We start from the raw sequence: 15,925 nt of genomic DNA on the forward strand, positions 1-15,925 counted from the left end.
CCGCACGACGGACGACAACCGCACGCAGCGCCGCCTCCGGGGGTACCCTGCGGACGCCGAATGCCGGGCGGACGTCACCGCCCGGTGCCGCCCGCCGCTCCCCCCACCGCCGGTCGGCGTTCCGGGACGCCCGGCACCGGCGGCACGCCGGGTACCCCCGGAGGCGGCGCGGCCCCGGCACCCCATGACCGGTTCCTTCGTTCTGCCGGACCCGGGCCGGCACCGGACGTCCGCCGGAGGCGCCGTGAGGCACCACGAAGACCTGCCGGCACACCTCCCGACCCCTGCCGACGCGCCGGGCTTCACCGGCGCCGAGGACGCCTGCGAGCAGGGGAGCCTCCTCGACGCCCGTCGTCCAGCAACGCCGCTCGGCACGGTCCGGGCAGGTGGACCGTGCCGAGCGGGTCAGGACGGGGCCGGGGTCAGGCGGCCGTGCGCTGCCTGCGGCGCAGGGTCAGGTACGTGCCCGTGGCGCCGGCCGCCAGCAGGGCGCCCACGCCGAGGCTGACCGGCAGGGCCGGGAACCGGCCGGAGCCGGTCGACGCGGCCGTGTCCACCAGCGCCGGGCCCGGGGTGATGTGGGTGCTCACCGGGGCGACGTGGCGGATCGGGCCGATGTGCTTGACGGAGCCGTCCGAGTTCAGCAGCACCTGCTTGTTGTTGGGGTGCCGGAAGTCGAACATGTTCGTCAGCGAGCCCGCGGTGGCGTCGAAGGAGTGGTCGCCGACGCGGCCGGTGTGCCAGTTGTCCTCGATGAAGCGGGTGATCGAGGACTGGTCGGTCTGGGTGTGGTCGACCTTGTTCACCTTGCTGTAGGGCGAGATGACCAGCAGCGGCTGGCGGGTACCGGGGCCGCAGCGGTCGGCGTAGCCGCCGGACGCGGCCGGGCCGGACTGGCAGGCGGCACTGTCGAGGGCCTTGCCGTTGGAGCCGACCGTGGTGTCCGTGGAACCGTTGCGGGGCTTGGCGTAGGCGTGGTCGTACCAGCCGTCGGAGTCGTCGTAGGCGACGACGATCGCGGTGGACTTCCACTGCGGCGAGCTCTGGATGGCGTTGATCTCGTTGACGAGGAAGTGCTGCTCGTCGGTCGGGTCGGAGTAGCCGGCGTGGCCGTCCTGGTACGCACCGGCCTTGAGGAAGCTGACGGCCGGCAGCTTGCCCGCCTTGGCGACCGCGGTGAAGTCGGTCAGGTCGTAGTTGTGGTTGGCCCGGCCGTTGTGCCCGATCTCGTTGACGTTCTTCGGCGCCAGGTGGTGCGGGTTGGACGTCGACCTGTAGTACGAGAACGGGTTGTGGTGCGGGCTGTAGTCGACCACGGAGGCGCCGCCGACGTTGGTGTGCGTGGTGTCGCACCTGGCGTGGGAGCCGGACGTGCCGTCGTAGGCCGTGGACGGGCGGAAGCCGCCCTGGAACCAGCCCCACGTCACGTGCTTGGCGTTGAGCAGGTCACCGATGTTCCGGCCCTGGAGCGCCGCGAGCGCGCTGGTGCTGGTGTGGTCCTTGTCGGAGCAGTCGTCGTAGGCCGGGTCGGGGTCGTTGACGACCGTGCCGACGCCCTTCGCGTTCGGGGACGCGATGGCGTACGAGTCGGGCGTCGACGTCTGCTTGCCGGTGGCCGGGTCCACCGAGATCGCGCCGTGTGTCTGGCCCGAGGCCAGGTTGAGCGCGCCGGGCGTGGACGGGCCGTAGACGGAGCTGTAGGAGCGGTCGTTGAGCGCGTACTGCTGGGCGTAGTTCCACAGACCGGTGACGGTGTTGCCGTCGTAGTAGTCCATCACCAGGCCCGGCTCGCCGAACAGGCCGCCGCTGCACTTGTCGACCTCGGTGTTCTGCACGAACCGGTCGGCCCTGCCGCCGTCGTAGGCCAGCTGCTCGGGCCCGTAGGAATGGTTCTGGTCGCAGGTCATCGCCTGCGCCGGGGTGAGCCGCTTGGGCGGGTACTGGTTCGGGTTCTTCGTCAGCAGCCCGGCGTGCGCGAGGGTGTCGATGTCCTTCGGGGTCTTCTTGGACGCCGTGAACTTCGTGCCGTCGGTGTTCGCGGCCTTCGGGTAGGTCGCGAAGTAGTGGTCGAAGGAGATGTTCTCGCCGAACAGCACGACCACGTGCTCGATCGGGGTGGCGGTCGACGAGCCGCCGCCGTGCCCGGCGGGTTCGGCGGCCCAGCCGGGCGCGGTACCCCCGAGGACCGTGAGCGCGGTGGCCCCCGTGAGAACGCAGAGGCTCCTCATCGCCGTTCGTCTTCCTGTGCTGGCCATGCTGGTTCCCCTCCGGGCATGAACGTCACTGCGTCGTACTGGCAGGGATGCTTCGCTTGTTCGCGGGCGCTCCGGCGGAGCCATGATGGCGGGTGAATGAACACCGGGTCAGGGATGCTGGAGCAAATCTTGACGGTGTATTGACCGTCTGGGCTACGCAACTGCCGTGGAGTTGTTCGGACAAGCTCAGGTCAGCAGAGCGCGTCCGTACCAGTCGTCCCGGTCCCGGACGCCGGGCAGCACGAAGAAGTAGCCGCCGCCGAACGGCGAGACGTAGTCGACCAGCGGCTCCCCGGCCAGCCGCTTCTGCACGGTCTCGAACTGCCGGGCCAGGTCCTGTTGATAGCAGCAGAACAGCAGGCCCATGTCGAGATTGCCGTTGCTGTCCATGCCCCGGTCGTAGTTGTAGGCACGGCGCAGGAGCCGCTGGTCGGCGGTGGCCGTGGTGCGCGGGTTGGCCAGTCGGATGTGCGCGTCCAGCGGGATGACGTCACCCTTGGGGTCGTCGGCGTAATCGGGCGTGTCGTGCTCGGTGTCGCCGTCCAGGGGCGCCCCGGACTCGCGGGAACGGCCGAACATACGCTCCTGCTCGGTCAGGGAGACCCGGTCCCAGAACTCCACCAGCATCCGGATCAGCCGTACCGCCTGGTAGCTGCCGCCGACCGCCCACCGCGGTTCTCCGGAGTCCTCGCCGACCCACACCAGCCGGTCCATCTCCCGGGCGCCGGCGGTCTCCGGGTTGGCGGTGCCGTCCTTGAACCCGAACAGGTTGCGCGGGGTGCCGGACGGACGGGGCGGGCTGGTGAAGCCGTCCATCCGCCAGCGGACCTGCATACCGCCGCGGGTGTGCCGGGCGATGTCGCGCAGCGCGTGCAGCACCGTGTCGGTGTCGTCCGCGTGCAACTGCAGACTGAGGTCGCCGTGGCACCACTCGGGCCGCAGGTCGTCGTCCGGGAACGCCGGCATCGCCGTCAGCCGGCGCGGTCTCAGTTTCCCGAGCCCGTACCGGTCGTCGAAGAGCGAGCCGCCGACGCCGACGGTCACCGCCAGGGCGCGCGGCGGCAGTTGCCCGCCGAGGACGCCCGAGTCGGCCGGCGGCCCGGTGACGCCGACCGGCTCCGGGGTGCCGCCGGAAGTGAGGAACCGGGCGCGGTCGGTGAGCGTGTGCAGCAGCTCGGTCAGCTCGGCGCGGTTGCCGGCGGTGACGTCGAAGGACGTGAACACGGTGGTCCGGCGGGGCGCGGCGATCGCGGACTGCTGGCGGGCGCCGTGGAAGGGGGCGATCGCGGACGCGGCGGTGGCGGTGTCCGTGCCGGGGGCCGCCGCGCCGCCGGCCGCCAAGCCCGCGCCCGCGAGGGCCGCGCCGCGCAGGAACCCGCGGCGGCCCACTGCGCCTCTGCCGGTCGTCTCGTCGGCGCTCATACCGTCCTCCGCGGATCGCACAGGGTCGCCACCGACGCCAGCCGCTCCACCAGGTCACCGAGGACCGCGTCGACGTCCTCGCGCTGCCGGTGGCCGAGTCTGCCGAGCGGTGTCCAGGTGCCGTCGTGGTCGAAGCCGTCGAGGGTCGTGCCCGCTCGCTTCAACTCGCTCTCCAGAGCGGCCAGCGGGGCGTACCGGGTGGTCAGCAGCGGGTGCAGCCGGGACATGACCTCCACCGTGCCGTCCAGGTTGGCGCGGGCGGTGGCGAGGTTGCTGCCGCTGCCGTAGTCGGTACGGCCGGTCAGCTCGAACTGCACGGTGTTCTCCAGGATCTCGTGCGCCCGCAGCCCCAGCTGGGCCGGGTCCATCCGGGTCTGCGCCCAGTCGTCGCGCAGCGCGGTGACCGCCTTCACCAGGCCGGCCGCCGGGCCGCGCAGGCCGGCCGCCGACTCGCCGTGCCACAGCCCGTACTCGACCCGGTGGAAGCCGGTGAAGTCCTTGTCGCGCACTCCGCCGGGCAGCCCGGCGGCGGTGCCGTTGATCACGCGGTCGGCGTCGCCGAAGGCGTCGTACGCGGCGCCCAGCCGCTCGTACTCCAGATGCGCCGGCAGCCAGGCGGTGCGGGCGGCGGCGAGATCGCCGCGGTCGACCGCGGCCCGCAGGGCCGTGGTCAGCCGTACGACGTGGGACAGGCCGCTGCCCACCCACTTCTGGTAGGCGAGCGCCGGCGGGATCAGGTCGTGTTCGGTGACCGGGGCCGCGGCCGGGCCGCCGTGGCCCCTGGCGATGCGGACGGTCGGCCCGGTGACGGCGTCGGCGTCGTCGGGCACGCACTTGAACGCGTACGCGCCCTTGCCGAGCCGGACGGTCAGCTCCCGGGTGGTACCGGGCCCGATGCCCTCCACCTCGCCGTACACGGCCTGGCTCCCCGGGTCCTCCAGGAGGACCTCGGCCGATCCGTCGGTGGGGTTGTGCAGGTCGAAGACCTGGACCCCGGGCACCGGCCTGCTCCATCCCCGGCCGCAGTGGCTGGCGGACACCTCCACGGTGGTGTGCGGCAGCGCGGCCGGGTCGGCGTGCGCGGGGCGTGAGTCGTGCGTGAGCGCCAGGAACCCGGCCACCAGGCATGCGACGGCGACACCGACGACCGCCCAGGGACGCAACGACCTCCAGCTGAGGCCGGACAACACCATCCCGAGCTCCCGGAATCCGTACCGTTCGTGATCGCCTCATGTTAGGCGGCCCTTGGTACTCGAACGGCCGTCCAGGCAAACCCATGACCAAGAGTTCCCTGCCGGTTCACCACACCGCCGGGGGACCCGCTTTGCCGGCACCGGGCCGGACCGGCCCGAAGAGGGCGCGGGCACCGGCGCGCTGCCGACTCGCCGCGTGGCGCCGTCGGTTCCGCGATGCGGGCGGCGCCGGCCCCTGTTCCGGGCGGCCGGTGAGGGGCCGCATGGAACCGGGGGGCCTGTGAGGGGGCGGCGTGCCGAGGAGCGGACCGAAGCGAGAAGATCGTCCGTGACCGAACCGCCCACCCGATCCCGGAAGGAACCGAGAAGATCATGCGCCTCATCGTGGCCCGCGGCCCGGCGGAGGTGTCCGGATGACCGGCGCCGAGGAACCCGTCCTGCTTCACGTCAGCGGACGGGCCGCGTACATCACGCTCAACCGGCCGAAGGCCATCAACGCGCTGTCGCACGCGATGGTGCGCCGCGTCGACGAGGCGCTCACCGCCTGGGAGCACGACCCGGCCGTCCAGACCGTCGTCATCACCGGAGCAGGGGAGCGCGGCCTGTGCGCCGGCGGTGACATCCGGGCCGTCCACGACGACGCCCGGAACGGCGACGGGTCGGCCGCGGCCGCGTTCTGGCGGGACGAGTACCGGCTCAACGCCCGCATCGCCCGCTACCCGAAGCCGTACGTCGCGGTCATGGACGGCATCGTCATGGGCGGCGGGGTCGGTGTCTCGGCCCACGGCGGCGTCCGGATCGTCACCGAGCGGTCGCTGATCGCCATGCCGGAGACCGGGATCGGTTTCGTGCCCGACGTCGGCGGGACCTACCTGCTCGGACGCGCACCTGGTGAACTCGGCACGCATCTCGCGCTGACCGGCGCGCGGATCGGCGCCGCCGACGCCCTGCTGTGCGGACTCGCCGACCATTACCTGCCGTCCGGTTCGATCCCCGCGTTCGTCGCCGACCTCGCCGTCCTGCCCGTGCCCGAGGCGCTCGCCCGGCAGGTACGGCGGGCGCCGGACGGGGAGTTGGCCGGGCACCGGGCGTGGATCGACGCCTGCTACCCGGCCGGCACGGTCGAGGAGATCGTCCAGCGGCTGCTCGCGCACGGCGACCCGGCGGCGAAGGAGACCGCGGACATCCTGCTGTCCAAGTCGCCCACCGCGGTGAAGGTCACGCTGGAGGCGCTGCGCCGGGCCCGCCGGCTCGGCTCGCTGGAGCGGGTCCTGGACCAGGAGTACCGCGTCTCCTGCGCGACCCTCGCCACCCATGACCTGGTGGAGGGCATCCGCGCCCAGGTCGTCGACAAGGACCGCACCCCGCACTGGTCCCCGGCCACCCTCGCCGAGGTCACCGATGCCGACGTCGAGCGCTTCTTCACCCCGCTCGGCGAGCGCGAACTGGGCCTCGCCCCGTCCGCCTGAGCCGCTCCGGCCGCCGCCCGTCAGGCGCGAGACGAAGATCACGCCTGGTGGTGCGGTCTTGGCCGTGTCCCTGACACGCGGTACGGTCTGTCCGATATGACGACGGCGAGACGGAAGCCGGTGGGAATCCGGAACGGTCGCGCCACTGTATGCAAGAGCCCCAGGGCCGCTTGCGAGTCAGACCCGTGGCCGTCGTCCTGTGCACCACCGAGATGGGACGCGAACTCCCAGAGGAGGTCCTGCCATGGCGCAGACCGTCGCTCCGCCGACAGCCACCACGCCCGCCGTTCCCGCCAAGCTGCCGCTGTCCGCGATAGCTCCGTGGGCGGTCTTCTTCGGCATCCTGATGCTGATCCTGCTCTACTTCGTCGGCGCCGAACAGGGCGCCACCTCCGTGTTCAGCGGGACGGACGTGCACGAGTGGGTGCACGACGCCCGCCACCTGCTCGGCTTCCCCTGCCACTGACGGGAGACGCCGTAGCGCCCATGAACTCCGCAACGGTCCGAATCCTCCTGGTGCGGGGCATGCTGGCCGGTCTGGCCGCCGGTCTGCTCGCCCTCGTCGTGGCCTACCTGCTCGGTGAGCCCGACGTCGGCAAGGCGATCGGCTTCGAGGCCGCCCACGCGCACGAGCACGAGACGGAGATCGTCTCCCGCTCCCTGCAGTCCACCGCCGGCCTGGCCACCGGTGTCCTGGTCTACGGGGTCGCCTTCGGCGGCATCGCCGCCCTGGCCTACTGCTTCGCCCTCGGCCGCGTCGGCCGCTTCTCGCCACGGGCGACCGCGCTGCTGCTGTCCGGCTGCGCGCTCGCCGCCGTGTACGTGGTGCCGTTCCTGAAGTACCCGGCCAACCCGCCGTCGGTGGGCGACCCGGACACCATCGGCAAGCGGACCACGCTGTACTTCCTGATGATGCTGCTCAGCGTGCTCCTCGCGGTCGCCGTCACCATCCTCGGCAAGCGGCTCCAGCCACGGCTGGGCACCTGGTGGGCGACCGTCCTCGCGGTGGTCGCGTTCGCCGTCGTCATCGGGCTGGCGTACCGGTTCCTGCCGGTGGTCAACGAGGTGCCGAAGGACTTCCCGGCCACCCTGCTGTGGCGGTTCCGGCTCTCGGCGCTCGCCATCCAGGTGTCGCTGTGGGGCGGATTCGGCCTGCTGTTCGGCGAATTGGCCGAGCGCGTCCTCAACCCGAAGCCGGCGCAAGCCCCTTCCGCCGCACGCACGGTGCCCGCTCCGCACTGACCGGCACCCCGGCACACCGAACGACACGAGAGGCCCTCCGGAACGTTCCGGAGGGCCTCTCGTGTTCGCTCACCCACCGCCGCGCGCCGGCCGCACGCGCCGCCGGGCGGTCCGGCCACCTGCGCGGTATCCCGCCATGCCGACGGGCGGGTGTGGCCTGCCGGGTCGAGATCCGCGCGGCCGACGCCCGGGCGGCCGGCGCGCCGTCGTATCCTGCGGGCCGTGACGGAGACCTACGTACTGGACGGCACCGCGATCACGAGCCTGGAGGACTTCTGGCGGGTGATCGGCGAGGCGGTCAACGGGCCCGGCGGCTACTTCGGCCGCAACCTCGACGCGTTCGCCGACTGCCTCAGCGGCGGCTTCGGCACGCCCGACGACCGCGACTTCGTCTTCGAGTGGCGCGACCACGGCACATCCCGTGCGTATCTGGGACACGCGGAGACCGCCCGCCAGCTGGAGATCCGGCTCGCCCGCAGCCACCCGTCCAACCGCGCCGCCGTCGCCGCGGAGTTGGCCGAGGCCCGCGCCGGACGCGGCCCCACCGTCTTCGACTGGCTCCTCGGCATCTTCGAACAGCGGGCCCCGAACGCGGTACGACTGCTGTGAACCGGCCGTGAACGCGCCGTGTCCTCGGCGCGCGGCCGGTGCCGCACTCGCGTCCGCGTCCGCTGACAAGGGAAGATGGGCGGCGAGCGAACGATCAACGACTGCGGAGGAAGTGGACTCATGCCGCATGAGCGAGCGGGCCGGCCGGCGGCTCCGGAGGACCTCGTCGACGTGGCCCGGCTGGTCACGGCCTACTACGCACTGCACCCCGACCCTTCCGACCCGGGCCAGCGGGTGGCGTTCGGCACCTCGGGACACCGCGGATCGTCGCTGGCGACCGCGTTCAACGAGGACCACATCGCGGCCACCAGCCAGGCCATCTGCGAGTACCGGAGCCAGCAGGGCACCGACGGCCCCCTCTTCCTGGGCGCCGACACCCACGCCCTGTCCGAGCCCGCCAAGGTCACCGCACTGGAGGTCTTCGCCGCGGCCGGCGTGACCGTCCTGATCGACAGCGCCGACGGCTACACCCCCACCCCCGCCGTCTCGCACGCCGTCCTCACCCACAACCGGGGCCGTACGGCCGGCCTCGCGGACGGCGTCGTGGTCACCCCCTCGCACAACCCGCCGGCCGACGGCGGCTTCAAGTACAACCCGCCCAGCGGCGGCCCCGCCGCCTCCGACGCCACGTCCTGGATCCAGGACCGCGCCAACCAGATCATCGCGGGCGGGATGAAGGACGTACGGCGCATCCCGTACGAGCGCGCGCTCGCCGCGCCGACCACCGGCCGGTACGACTTCATGGGCGTCTACGTCGACGACCTGCCCAGCGTCCTCGACCTGGACGCGGTCCGGGCGTCCGGACTCCGCATCGGCGCCGACCCGCTCGGCGGCGCCTCCGTCGCCTACTGGGGCCGGATCGCCGAACGGCACGGCCTCGACCTCACCGTGGTCAACCCGTACGCCGACCCCACCTGGCGGTTCATGACGCTGGACTGGGACGGCAAGATCCGCATGGACTGCTCCTCGCCGTACGCGATGGCCTCGCTCATCGAGAAGCGGGCCGACTTCCGCGTCGCCACCGGCAACGACGCCGACGCCGACCGGCACGGCATCGTCACCCGCGACGCCGGTCTGATGAACCCCAACCACTACCTGGCCGTCGCCATCTCCTACCTCTACCGCCACCGCGAGCAGTGGGCGGCGAACGCCGGCATCGGCAAGACCCTGGTGTCCTCCTCGATGATCGACCGGGTCGCCGCCGACCTCGGCCGCCGACTGGTCGAGGTCCCGGTCGGGTTCAAGTGGTTCGTGGACGGACTGGTCAGCGGTGCCATCGGGTTCGGCGGCGAGGAGTCGGCCGGCGCCTCCTTCCTGCGCCGGGACGGCTCGGTGTGGACCACCGACAAGGACGGCATCCTGCTCGCCCTGCTCGCCTCCGAGATCACGGCCGTGACGGACAGGACCCCGTCCGAGCACTACGCCGACCTCACGGCCCGCTTCGGCGAACCCGCCTACGCCCGCATCGACGCCCCCGCCACCCGGGAGGAGAAGGCCCTCCTCGCCAAGCTCTCCCCGGCCCAGGTCACCGCCGAGACCCTGGCCGGCGAGGCGGTCACCGCGGTGCTCACGGAGGCGCCCGGCAACGGCGCCGCGATCGGCGGCATCAAGGTGACCACGGAGAACGCCTGGTTCGCGGCCCGCCCGTCCGGCACCGAGGACGTCTACAAGATCTACGCCGAGTCCTTCCGGGGCCCCGACCACCTGGCCCGGGTGCAGGAGGAGGCCAAGGCGGTGGTGATGACCGCTCTCGGCGGCTGATGCCCGGACACCTCCGCGAACTCCGCGTCGGAGGCGGTGGTCAGCTCGCGAAGGTGCGGCGGCGGGCGCGGATCCGGGCCGGGTCCGCCGCGGCCCGGCGGACGCCCGCCGCGAGGCGGCCGATCCCGAGGCACGCGGTGCGCCCGGCCGGCGCGCGGCCCGCGGCAGCCGCCCGGTCCTCGCCGAGGAGCCGGTGCACAACGCGCTCGTGCGCGGCGAACGCGGGCGCCCGGTGCCGGCCGGGTGCTGGTCCCCGCCAAGGCGGGGGAGCCGGTCGGGCCGGGTGAGCGAGGCGGTGAGCGTGCTCCGCGGCACGAGGCGGGCCGCCGGCCGCCGGCTCGGCCGGCGCGGCCTGCCCCGGCCACGGGTGCGGTGGGAGGGGTTCAGGGCGTCGGCACAGGACGCGCGGCGCAGGTGACGTCCGCCGCCGGCAGCCGCCCGGTGGCGAGATACGCGTTGACCGCCGCGTCGGCGCAGTCACTGCCGTAGACACCGAACACGGCGTGCTGGTCCGCTCCGCGCAGGGTCACCAGCCGGGAGCTGGGCCAGTCGCGGTGCACCGCCCGCGCGCCCTCGTAGACGGTGCGCGGGTCGCCGGTCGCGTTCACGAGGAGGGCCGGCAGGTCGTCCCTGATGGTGGTCGGGCGCTCGCGCGGCGGGTCCCAGAAGGCGCACGGCCCGATGTTGTTGGTCACCGGCCCGAACAACGGGTCCCGCGCGCGGGCCCGTTGCACGTCACGCCAGTAGGTCTCCGGGTCGCGGGGCGCGCCGATGTCCCCGCACAGGACGGCCATCTGCACACTGCCGTACGCCGAGTCGGCACCGGTCAGCATGAAGCCGAGCGTGTCGGCGAGCCAGGGACTCGGGTCGACCGGCTTGCCGTCGGCCGCGTCCCGCAGGTCGCGGACGGCGGCCGCGAAGTCGCCGTAGGCCGCGTCGTTGTCCTGCGAGAGGCCGTCGAAGACGATCATCGGCGCCACGCTGTCGTCCACCCGGTAGCCGCCCACCCGCAGCGGCGCGCGCCCGGCGGCGGCCTGGACCCGGTCCACGACCGCGAGTACCGCCTCCCGGTCGCGGCCCAGGCCGTACGTCGTGTCGCGGGCGGCGGCCCAGGCGGCCCAGTCGCGCAGCGCGTGCAGGTTGGCGCGCTCCGAGCCGCGCAGCAGGCGGGGGCCGTACCGGTCGGGGTCGGCCACCCCGTCCAGCACGACCCGGTCCGTGCGCTGCGGGAACATCGTGGCGTACACCTCGCCCAGGTAACTGCCGTACGAGTAGCCGAGGTAGGAGATCCGCCGCTCGCCGAGCGCCGCGCGGATCACGTCCATGTCCCGCGCGGTGTCGCGGGTGGTGACGTACGGCAGGACGTCACCCTCGTACTTCCGGCAGTCGCGGGCGAGTTCCCCGGCGAAGGCGGTCGAGCGGTCGAATCCGGCCCGGTCGTGCCCCGGACCGCGGATCGCCGACCCCGTGGGCCAGTGGCAGTCCATGGGCGTGCTGCGGCCGACGAAACGCGGGTCCACGCCGACCACGTCGTACCGTTTGCCCACGCCCTTCATCGCCGCCCGCACCCACGGCGGGTCACCGATCGTCTGCCCGCCCGGGCCACCGCTGTTGAGCAGCAGCGCACCGACGCGGTGGGCGGTGTCGGTGGCCTTGATGCGGGAGACGGCGACGGTGACGGTACGGCCGTCCGGATCGTCGTAGTCCAGCGGCACGGTGACATCGGCGCAGCGGGCGCCCGCCTTCCGCAGCGCCTTGCCGGTGTCGTCGTCGGGGCCGAGCACGCAGCCCTTCCAGGTGAGGTGCTGGTGGTGGTAGCGGGCCAGCGGGTCCGGGGCATGGGCGGCGGCCGGTGTGGTGCCGAGGGCCAGGGCGCCGGCCAGGGCCAGGGCGGCCGTGGCCGCGAAGCCGGTCATGCGGAGCTCCTTTCGGTGGCGCAGAGGGAGGTGTCGACGAGGTTCTGGAAGTCCAGTTCGGCCTGGAGGCTGTCCGGGACCTGGTTCAGGGCGACGGCCACGCTGTGCCCGCCGGGGCCGACGGCGACCAGCGCGCGATGCCCCCCGGGCACGGTCCCGCCGTGCCCCCACCACACCCCGCCGCACGTGAGCGGTGACGAGATCAGACCCAGTCCGTACCGGGCGCCGGGCCACAGCCGGTCCGGATCGGCGGCCACCGTCCGCTTCATCTCCGTGAGTTCGGCCGCGGGCAGCAGCCGGCCGCCGAGCAGCGCGGTGGCGAACCGGGTGAGATCGCCCTGCGTGGAGACGAGGGCACCGCCGACCCCGCCGAAGGACATGTTCCAGTCGGTGCCGTCGACGCGCCGCCCGTCGTCGGACGTGAAGTAGCTCTGGGAGTGCGGCCCTTGGATCCGCGTCCCGTCGCCGGGCCAGTAGGTGTCGCGCAGCCCGAGGGGCCGGATCACCCGGCGGCTGATCTCGTCCTCGGGGCGGTGCCCGGTGACCTTCTGGACGAGCAGGCCCAGCACCAGGTAGTTGGTGGTGGCGTAGTGCCAGCGCTGTCGCGGGCGGGGGAGTTCGAGAGCGCGGCCGATCAACTCGCCCGGTGCGAACCGGCGGTACCGCGACCGCTCCGGGTGCTCCCACTCCGGTGCGTCGAGATAGTCGGGCAGTCCGCTGGTGTGGCGCAGGAGTTGCCGTACGGTGATGCGCCGGCCGTCGTAGCCGTGGGCGTCGATCAGCCCCGGCAGGTAGTGGCCGACGGCTGCGTCGAGCGAGAGCCGGTGTTCGGCGGCGAGTTGCAGGACGACCGTCGCGGTGAACGTCTTGGTGACGCTGCCGACGCGCAGCCGGTCGGTGGTGTTCATCGGGCGGCCGGTGCCCAGATCGGCCGTGCCGGCGGCCGCGGTCCAGCGCCCGCACGGGCCGTAGGCGAGGACCGAGGCGCCGGTGATGTGATCGTCGGTGGTCAGTTCGGTCAGTGCCCGGCGGACCCCGTGGTGCGGACCGCAGCGCCCGGCGAGACCGGGAGACGACGGCCGTGCGAGGGCCGCCGGTGCGGACGCCAGCACGAGCGCCGCCACCGATAACGCCAGGGCGGACTTGAGGGGGAAGGTTGCCATGTGCCCTCACGCTAGGCACGGGCCGCCCCGCGATCACTCCAGCGGGCTGCCGCATTCAGCCGGGGGGCAGCCCCCGGCGAAGCCTGGGGTGAGCCCCCGGCGCCCACTCCGACCGGCACCGCGCGAGGAGCTTCTCCGCGCACATCAGGTGCCCGGAGTCCTCCGTGGCCACCCGCGGGATCCCGGGGCGGGTGGCCGGCGGTTCCACCCATCGTTCGCAGACCCGGTCCGGCAACGCCACGCGGCACGCTCCGGAGGGGCATCGGCCGGCCCGGGCGGAACCTCTTTCGTGCCGGGGCGCGGCGGACGGATGCCGTTTCCCCTGTGCACCTGAACATCTGGGTGGTTCACCCCGCCGGAATCCGGAGCGCAGCGTGACCGGAGTACTGTCCCGTCCCCGTCGCTCCCCGGAGCGCGAGCCCGCTGCGAGGCGGCGTTCCGGGGCTGGGAGGGCGGCCCGGCACAGGACGCCGGGCGAAACGCCGCACGGGTCCTTTCCGGAAGCCACTGAACCGGCAAATATGCCGCACCATGGACATTCTGCTCGTCGCAAGCGCGTTCAACAGCCTGTCCCAGCGGGTCTACGCCGAACTGTCCGACCTCGGTCACCGGGTGGACGTGGTCCTCGCCGGCGAGGGTCCCGACGCCGTCCGCCGCGCCGTACGGGACCGGCGGCCGGAGCTGATCATCGCGCCGATGCTGAGGACGGCGCTTCCCGAGGACGTCTGGCAGGGGCACACCTGTCTGATCGTGCACCCGGGACCGCCCGGCGACCGGGGCCCCTCCGCCCTCGACTGGGCCATCGCCGGTCAGGCGGCCGAGTGGGGGGTGACCGTGCTCCAGGCCGAGGCGGCCATGGACGCGGGCGCGGTCTGGGCGAGCGAGCCGTTCCCGGTGGCGCCGGTCGGCAAGAGCGACCTCTACCGCGGTGAGCTGGCCGACGCCGCCCTCACCGCCGTCCACCAGGCCGTACGACGGTACGCGGACGGCTCCTACAAGCCACGGCCGCAGAGCGATCCCGCGATCCACGGGCAGGTCGTCTGGCGGGACGTCTTCCGGCAGGAGCGGCGGCGGATCGACTGGGCGGCCGACGACACCGCGACGGTGCTGCGCAAGCTGCGCGGGGCCGACTCGCAGCCGGGAGTGCTCGACGAACTCCTCGGCCGTGAGGTGTTCCTGCACGGCGGCCACCCCGAGGACCGGCTGCGGGGGGAGCCGGGGGAGTTGCTGGCGACCCGGGCGGGCGGGATCTGCCGGGCCACCCGCGACGGCGCCGTCTGGATCCCGGAACTGCGCCCCCGCAGGAACTCCGGCGACCGCGCCCCCTTCCGCCGCCCCGCCACCGACGTCCTCGCCGCCCCGGACCTCCCCGAGAGCCCGGTGCCGCTGGAACTGCCCGCGGACCGCCGCACCTGGACCGACATCCGCTACCGGCAGCACGGCGACGTCGGCCTCGTCACCTTCTCCTTCGCCGGCGGCGCGATGAGCACCGACCACTGCCGGCGCCTGCTGGCCGCCTACCGGTACGCCCTCGCCCGGCCCACCCGGGTCCTGGTGCTCGGCGGCCTCCGCGACTTCTTCTCCAACGGCATTCATCTCAACGTCATCGAGGCCGCCCCGGACCCCGCCGAGGAGTCCTGGACCAACCTCAACGCCATGGACGACCTGGTAGAGGCCGTGCTGCGGACCACCGACCGGCTCGTCGTGGCCGCGCTCGGCGGGAACGCGGCGGCCGGCGGTGCCATGCTCGCCCTCGCCGCCGACGAGGTCTGGTGCCGCGCCGGTGCCGTGCTCAACCCGCACTACCGGCGGATGGGCCTGTACGGCTCGGAGTTCTGGACGTACTCGCTGCCGCGCCGCGTCGGCGCGGACACCGCCCGGCGGCTGACGGAAGAGGCCCGGCCGGTGAGCGCCGCGACGGCCGCCCGGATCGGGCTCGTCGACCGGCTGGTGCCGGTCCCCGCGCAGGGCTTCACCGCCGAGACCGAGCGACTCGCCGCCGCCCTCGCCGGATCGCCCGACCTCGCTCGCCGCATCGCCGCCAAGGCCGCGGCGCGCCGGGCCGACGAGCAGGAACGGCCGCTCGCCGAGTACCGCGGCGACGAACTCGCCCGGATGCGCACCCTGTTCTTCGACCCCACCGCCGCCTACCACTCGCTGCGCTCCGACTTCGTCCGCGGGGTGCTGGGCGGTGCCCGGTGACCCGGCTGCTGGTGGCGGGCGTCGGCAACATCTTCCTCGGCGACGACGCCTTCGGCCCGGAGGTGATCCGCGCCCTGGCGCAGCGCCCGCTGCCGCCCGAGGCACAGGTCCGGGACTACGGCATCCGGGGCATGGACCTCGCCTACTCCCTGCTCGACGGCTGGCCGGTGGTCGTGCTCGTGGACGCGGCCGTACGCGGCGAACGCCCGGGCACCCTCTCCCTGGTCGAGCCCGAACTCCCCGACGGCCGCCCGGCCGCCCCGCCCGGGGCGCACGGCATGGACCCGGCCAAGGTGCTCGCCCTCGCCGCCCACCTCGGCGACGAGCCCCTGCCCCGCGTTCTCCTGCTCGCCTGCGAGCCCGGGAAGCCGCCACGCGGTGACGAGGACATCGCCCCCGGCCTGAGCGCCCCCGTCCGGGACGCGGTCGAACGCGCCGTCGCGGCCCTGCACGCCCTCGTCCCGGTCCTGCTCGCCGACCCCCTGGCCACGCCCGCGTTGGCCCGCCCGGAGGAATCCGCGGCCCCCGCCGCGGCCGGTCGCCCGCCGAGAGCCGCCACCGGCGCGGAGGATCGCTAGTGCTGCGGCCGGAACGGTTCACCGGCTCGCGACGCCCGGCACGGCACCGCGCCGCGTGGTCGCATCACCCGAGTACATCCAGTACGCGGGCGATGCTCCGCCTGGCGATGCCCCC

13 protein-coding genes are annotated in these 15,925 nt (G+C 73.5%); 7 read left to right on the forward strand and 6 right to left on the reverse strand.

The window, feature by feature from the left end:
* Window positions 1–422 precede the first annotated feature (422 nt).
* The 3 genes from LQ326_RS08805 to LQ326_RS08815 all read right to left on the reverse strand — a co-directional run bounded on the left by LQ326_RS08805 (window position 423) and on the right by LQ326_RS08815 (window position 4,870).
* Window positions 423–2,228, reverse strand: coding sequence for a phospholipase C (locus LQ326_RS08805; protein ID WP_234534363.1), 1,806 nt, complete (start codon window positions 2,226–2,228; stop codon window positions 423–425).
* 213 nt (window positions 2,229–2,441) lie between these two features.
* On the reverse strand, window positions 2,442–3,677 hold the full coding sequence (efeB, locus tag LQ326_RS08810; RefSeq protein WP_234534366.1) for an iron uptake transporter deferrochelatase/peroxidase subunit: 1,236 nt from the start codon (window positions 3,675–3,677) through the stop codon (window positions 2,442–2,444).
* A complete protein-coding gene (locus LQ326_RS08815) occupies window positions 3,674–4,870 on the reverse strand; it encodes an EfeM/EfeO family lipoprotein (protein ID WP_234534368.1) in 1,197 nt (398 codons plus the stop codon). The genes efeB and LQ326_RS08815 overlap by 4 nt, the downstream gene beginning before the upstream one ends.
* A 413-nt stretch (window positions 4,871–5,283) precedes the next feature.
* Between LQ326_RS08815 and LQ326_RS08820 the strand changes: the two genes are divergently transcribed.
* The 5 genes from LQ326_RS08820 to pgm all read left to right on the forward strand — a co-directional run bounded on the left by LQ326_RS08820 (window position 5,284) and on the right by pgm (window position 9,951).
* Window positions 5,284–6,339 (forward strand): enoyl-CoA hydratase/isomerase family protein, encoded by a 1,056-nt coding sequence (locus LQ326_RS08820; protein ID WP_234534370.1) that lies wholly within the window; start codon window positions 5,284–5,286, stop codon window positions 6,337–6,339.
* 244 nt (window positions 6,340–6,583) lie between these two features.
* Window positions 6,584–6,805: a CbtB domain-containing protein gene (locus LQ326_RS08825; RefSeq protein ID WP_089103609.1), complete on the forward strand. Its 222-nt coding sequence runs from the start codon at window positions 6,584–6,586 to the stop codon at window positions 6,803–6,805.
* Between the two features lie 20 nt (window positions 6,806–6,825).
* Window positions 6,826–7,581 carry a CbtA family protein gene (locus LQ326_RS08830; RefSeq protein WP_234534371.1) on the forward strand — a complete coding sequence of 252 codons (756 nt, stop codon included), beginning with the start codon at window positions 6,826–6,828 and terminating at the stop codon, window positions 7,579–7,581.
* Window positions 7,582–7,803: 222 nt separating this feature from the next.
* Entirely contained in the window at window positions 7,804–8,190 is a 387-nt protein-coding gene (locus LQ326_RS08835) for a barstar family protein (protein WP_234534373.1), read from the forward strand.
* A 120-nt stretch (window positions 8,191–8,310) separates the two neighbouring features.
* Window positions 8,311–9,951: a phosphoglucomutase (alpha-D-glucose-1,6-bisphosphate-dependent) gene (gene pgm / locus LQ326_RS08840; RefSeq protein ID WP_234534376.1), complete on the forward strand. Its 1,641-nt coding sequence runs from the start codon at window positions 8,311–8,313 to the stop codon at window positions 9,949–9,951.
* 40 nt (window positions 9,952–9,991) lie between these two features.
* Here pgm and LQ326_RS08845 read toward each other — a convergent pair whose 3' ends face one another.
* The 3 genes from LQ326_RS08845 to LQ326_RS08855 all read right to left on the reverse strand — a co-directional run bounded on the left by LQ326_RS08845 (window position 9,992) and on the right by LQ326_RS08855 (window position 13,030).
* Complete coding sequence (locus LQ326_RS08845; protein ID WP_234534377.1) at window positions 9,992–10,150, reverse strand: hypothetical protein; 159 nt, start codon at window positions 10,148–10,150, stop codon at window positions 9,992–9,994.
* A gap of 184 nt (window positions 10,151–10,334) precedes the next feature.
* A complete protein-coding gene (locus tag LQ326_RS08850; protein ID WP_234534378.1) occupies window positions 10,335–11,867 on the reverse strand; it encodes an alpha/beta hydrolase in 1,533 nt (510 codons plus the stop codon).
* The gene (locus tag LQ326_RS08855) at window positions 11,864–13,030 is read right to left on the reverse strand and encodes a serine hydrolase domain-containing protein (protein WP_234534381.1); all 1,167 of its coding nucleotides are present in this window, start codon (window positions 13,028–13,030) and stop codon (window positions 11,864–11,866) included. Before LQ326_RS08855 ends, LQ326_RS08850 begins: the two co-directional genes overlap by 4 nt.
* 531 nt (window positions 13,031–13,561) lie before the next feature.
* Here LQ326_RS08855 and LQ326_RS08860 point away from each other — a divergent pair.
* Together LQ326_RS08860 and LQ326_RS08865 are read left to right on the forward strand one after the other, a co-directional pair.
* A complete protein-coding gene (locus LQ326_RS08860; protein WP_234534383.1) occupies window positions 13,562–15,232 on the forward strand; it encodes an enoyl-CoA hydratase-related protein in 1,671 nt (556 codons plus the stop codon).
* Window positions 15,229–15,810 (forward strand): hydrogenase maturation protease, encoded by a 582-nt coding sequence (locus LQ326_RS08865; RefSeq protein ID WP_234534385.1) that lies wholly within the window; start codon window positions 15,229–15,231, stop codon window positions 15,808–15,810. The genes LQ326_RS08860 and LQ326_RS08865 overlap by 4 nt, the downstream gene beginning before the upstream one ends.
* Window positions 15,811–15,925: the final 115 nt, after the last annotated feature.

It is taken from the genome of Streptomyces shenzhenensis, assembly GCF_021462265.1.
GTDB lineage: Bacteria > Actinomycetota > Actinomycetes > Streptomycetales > Streptomycetaceae > Streptomyces > Streptomyces shenzhenensis.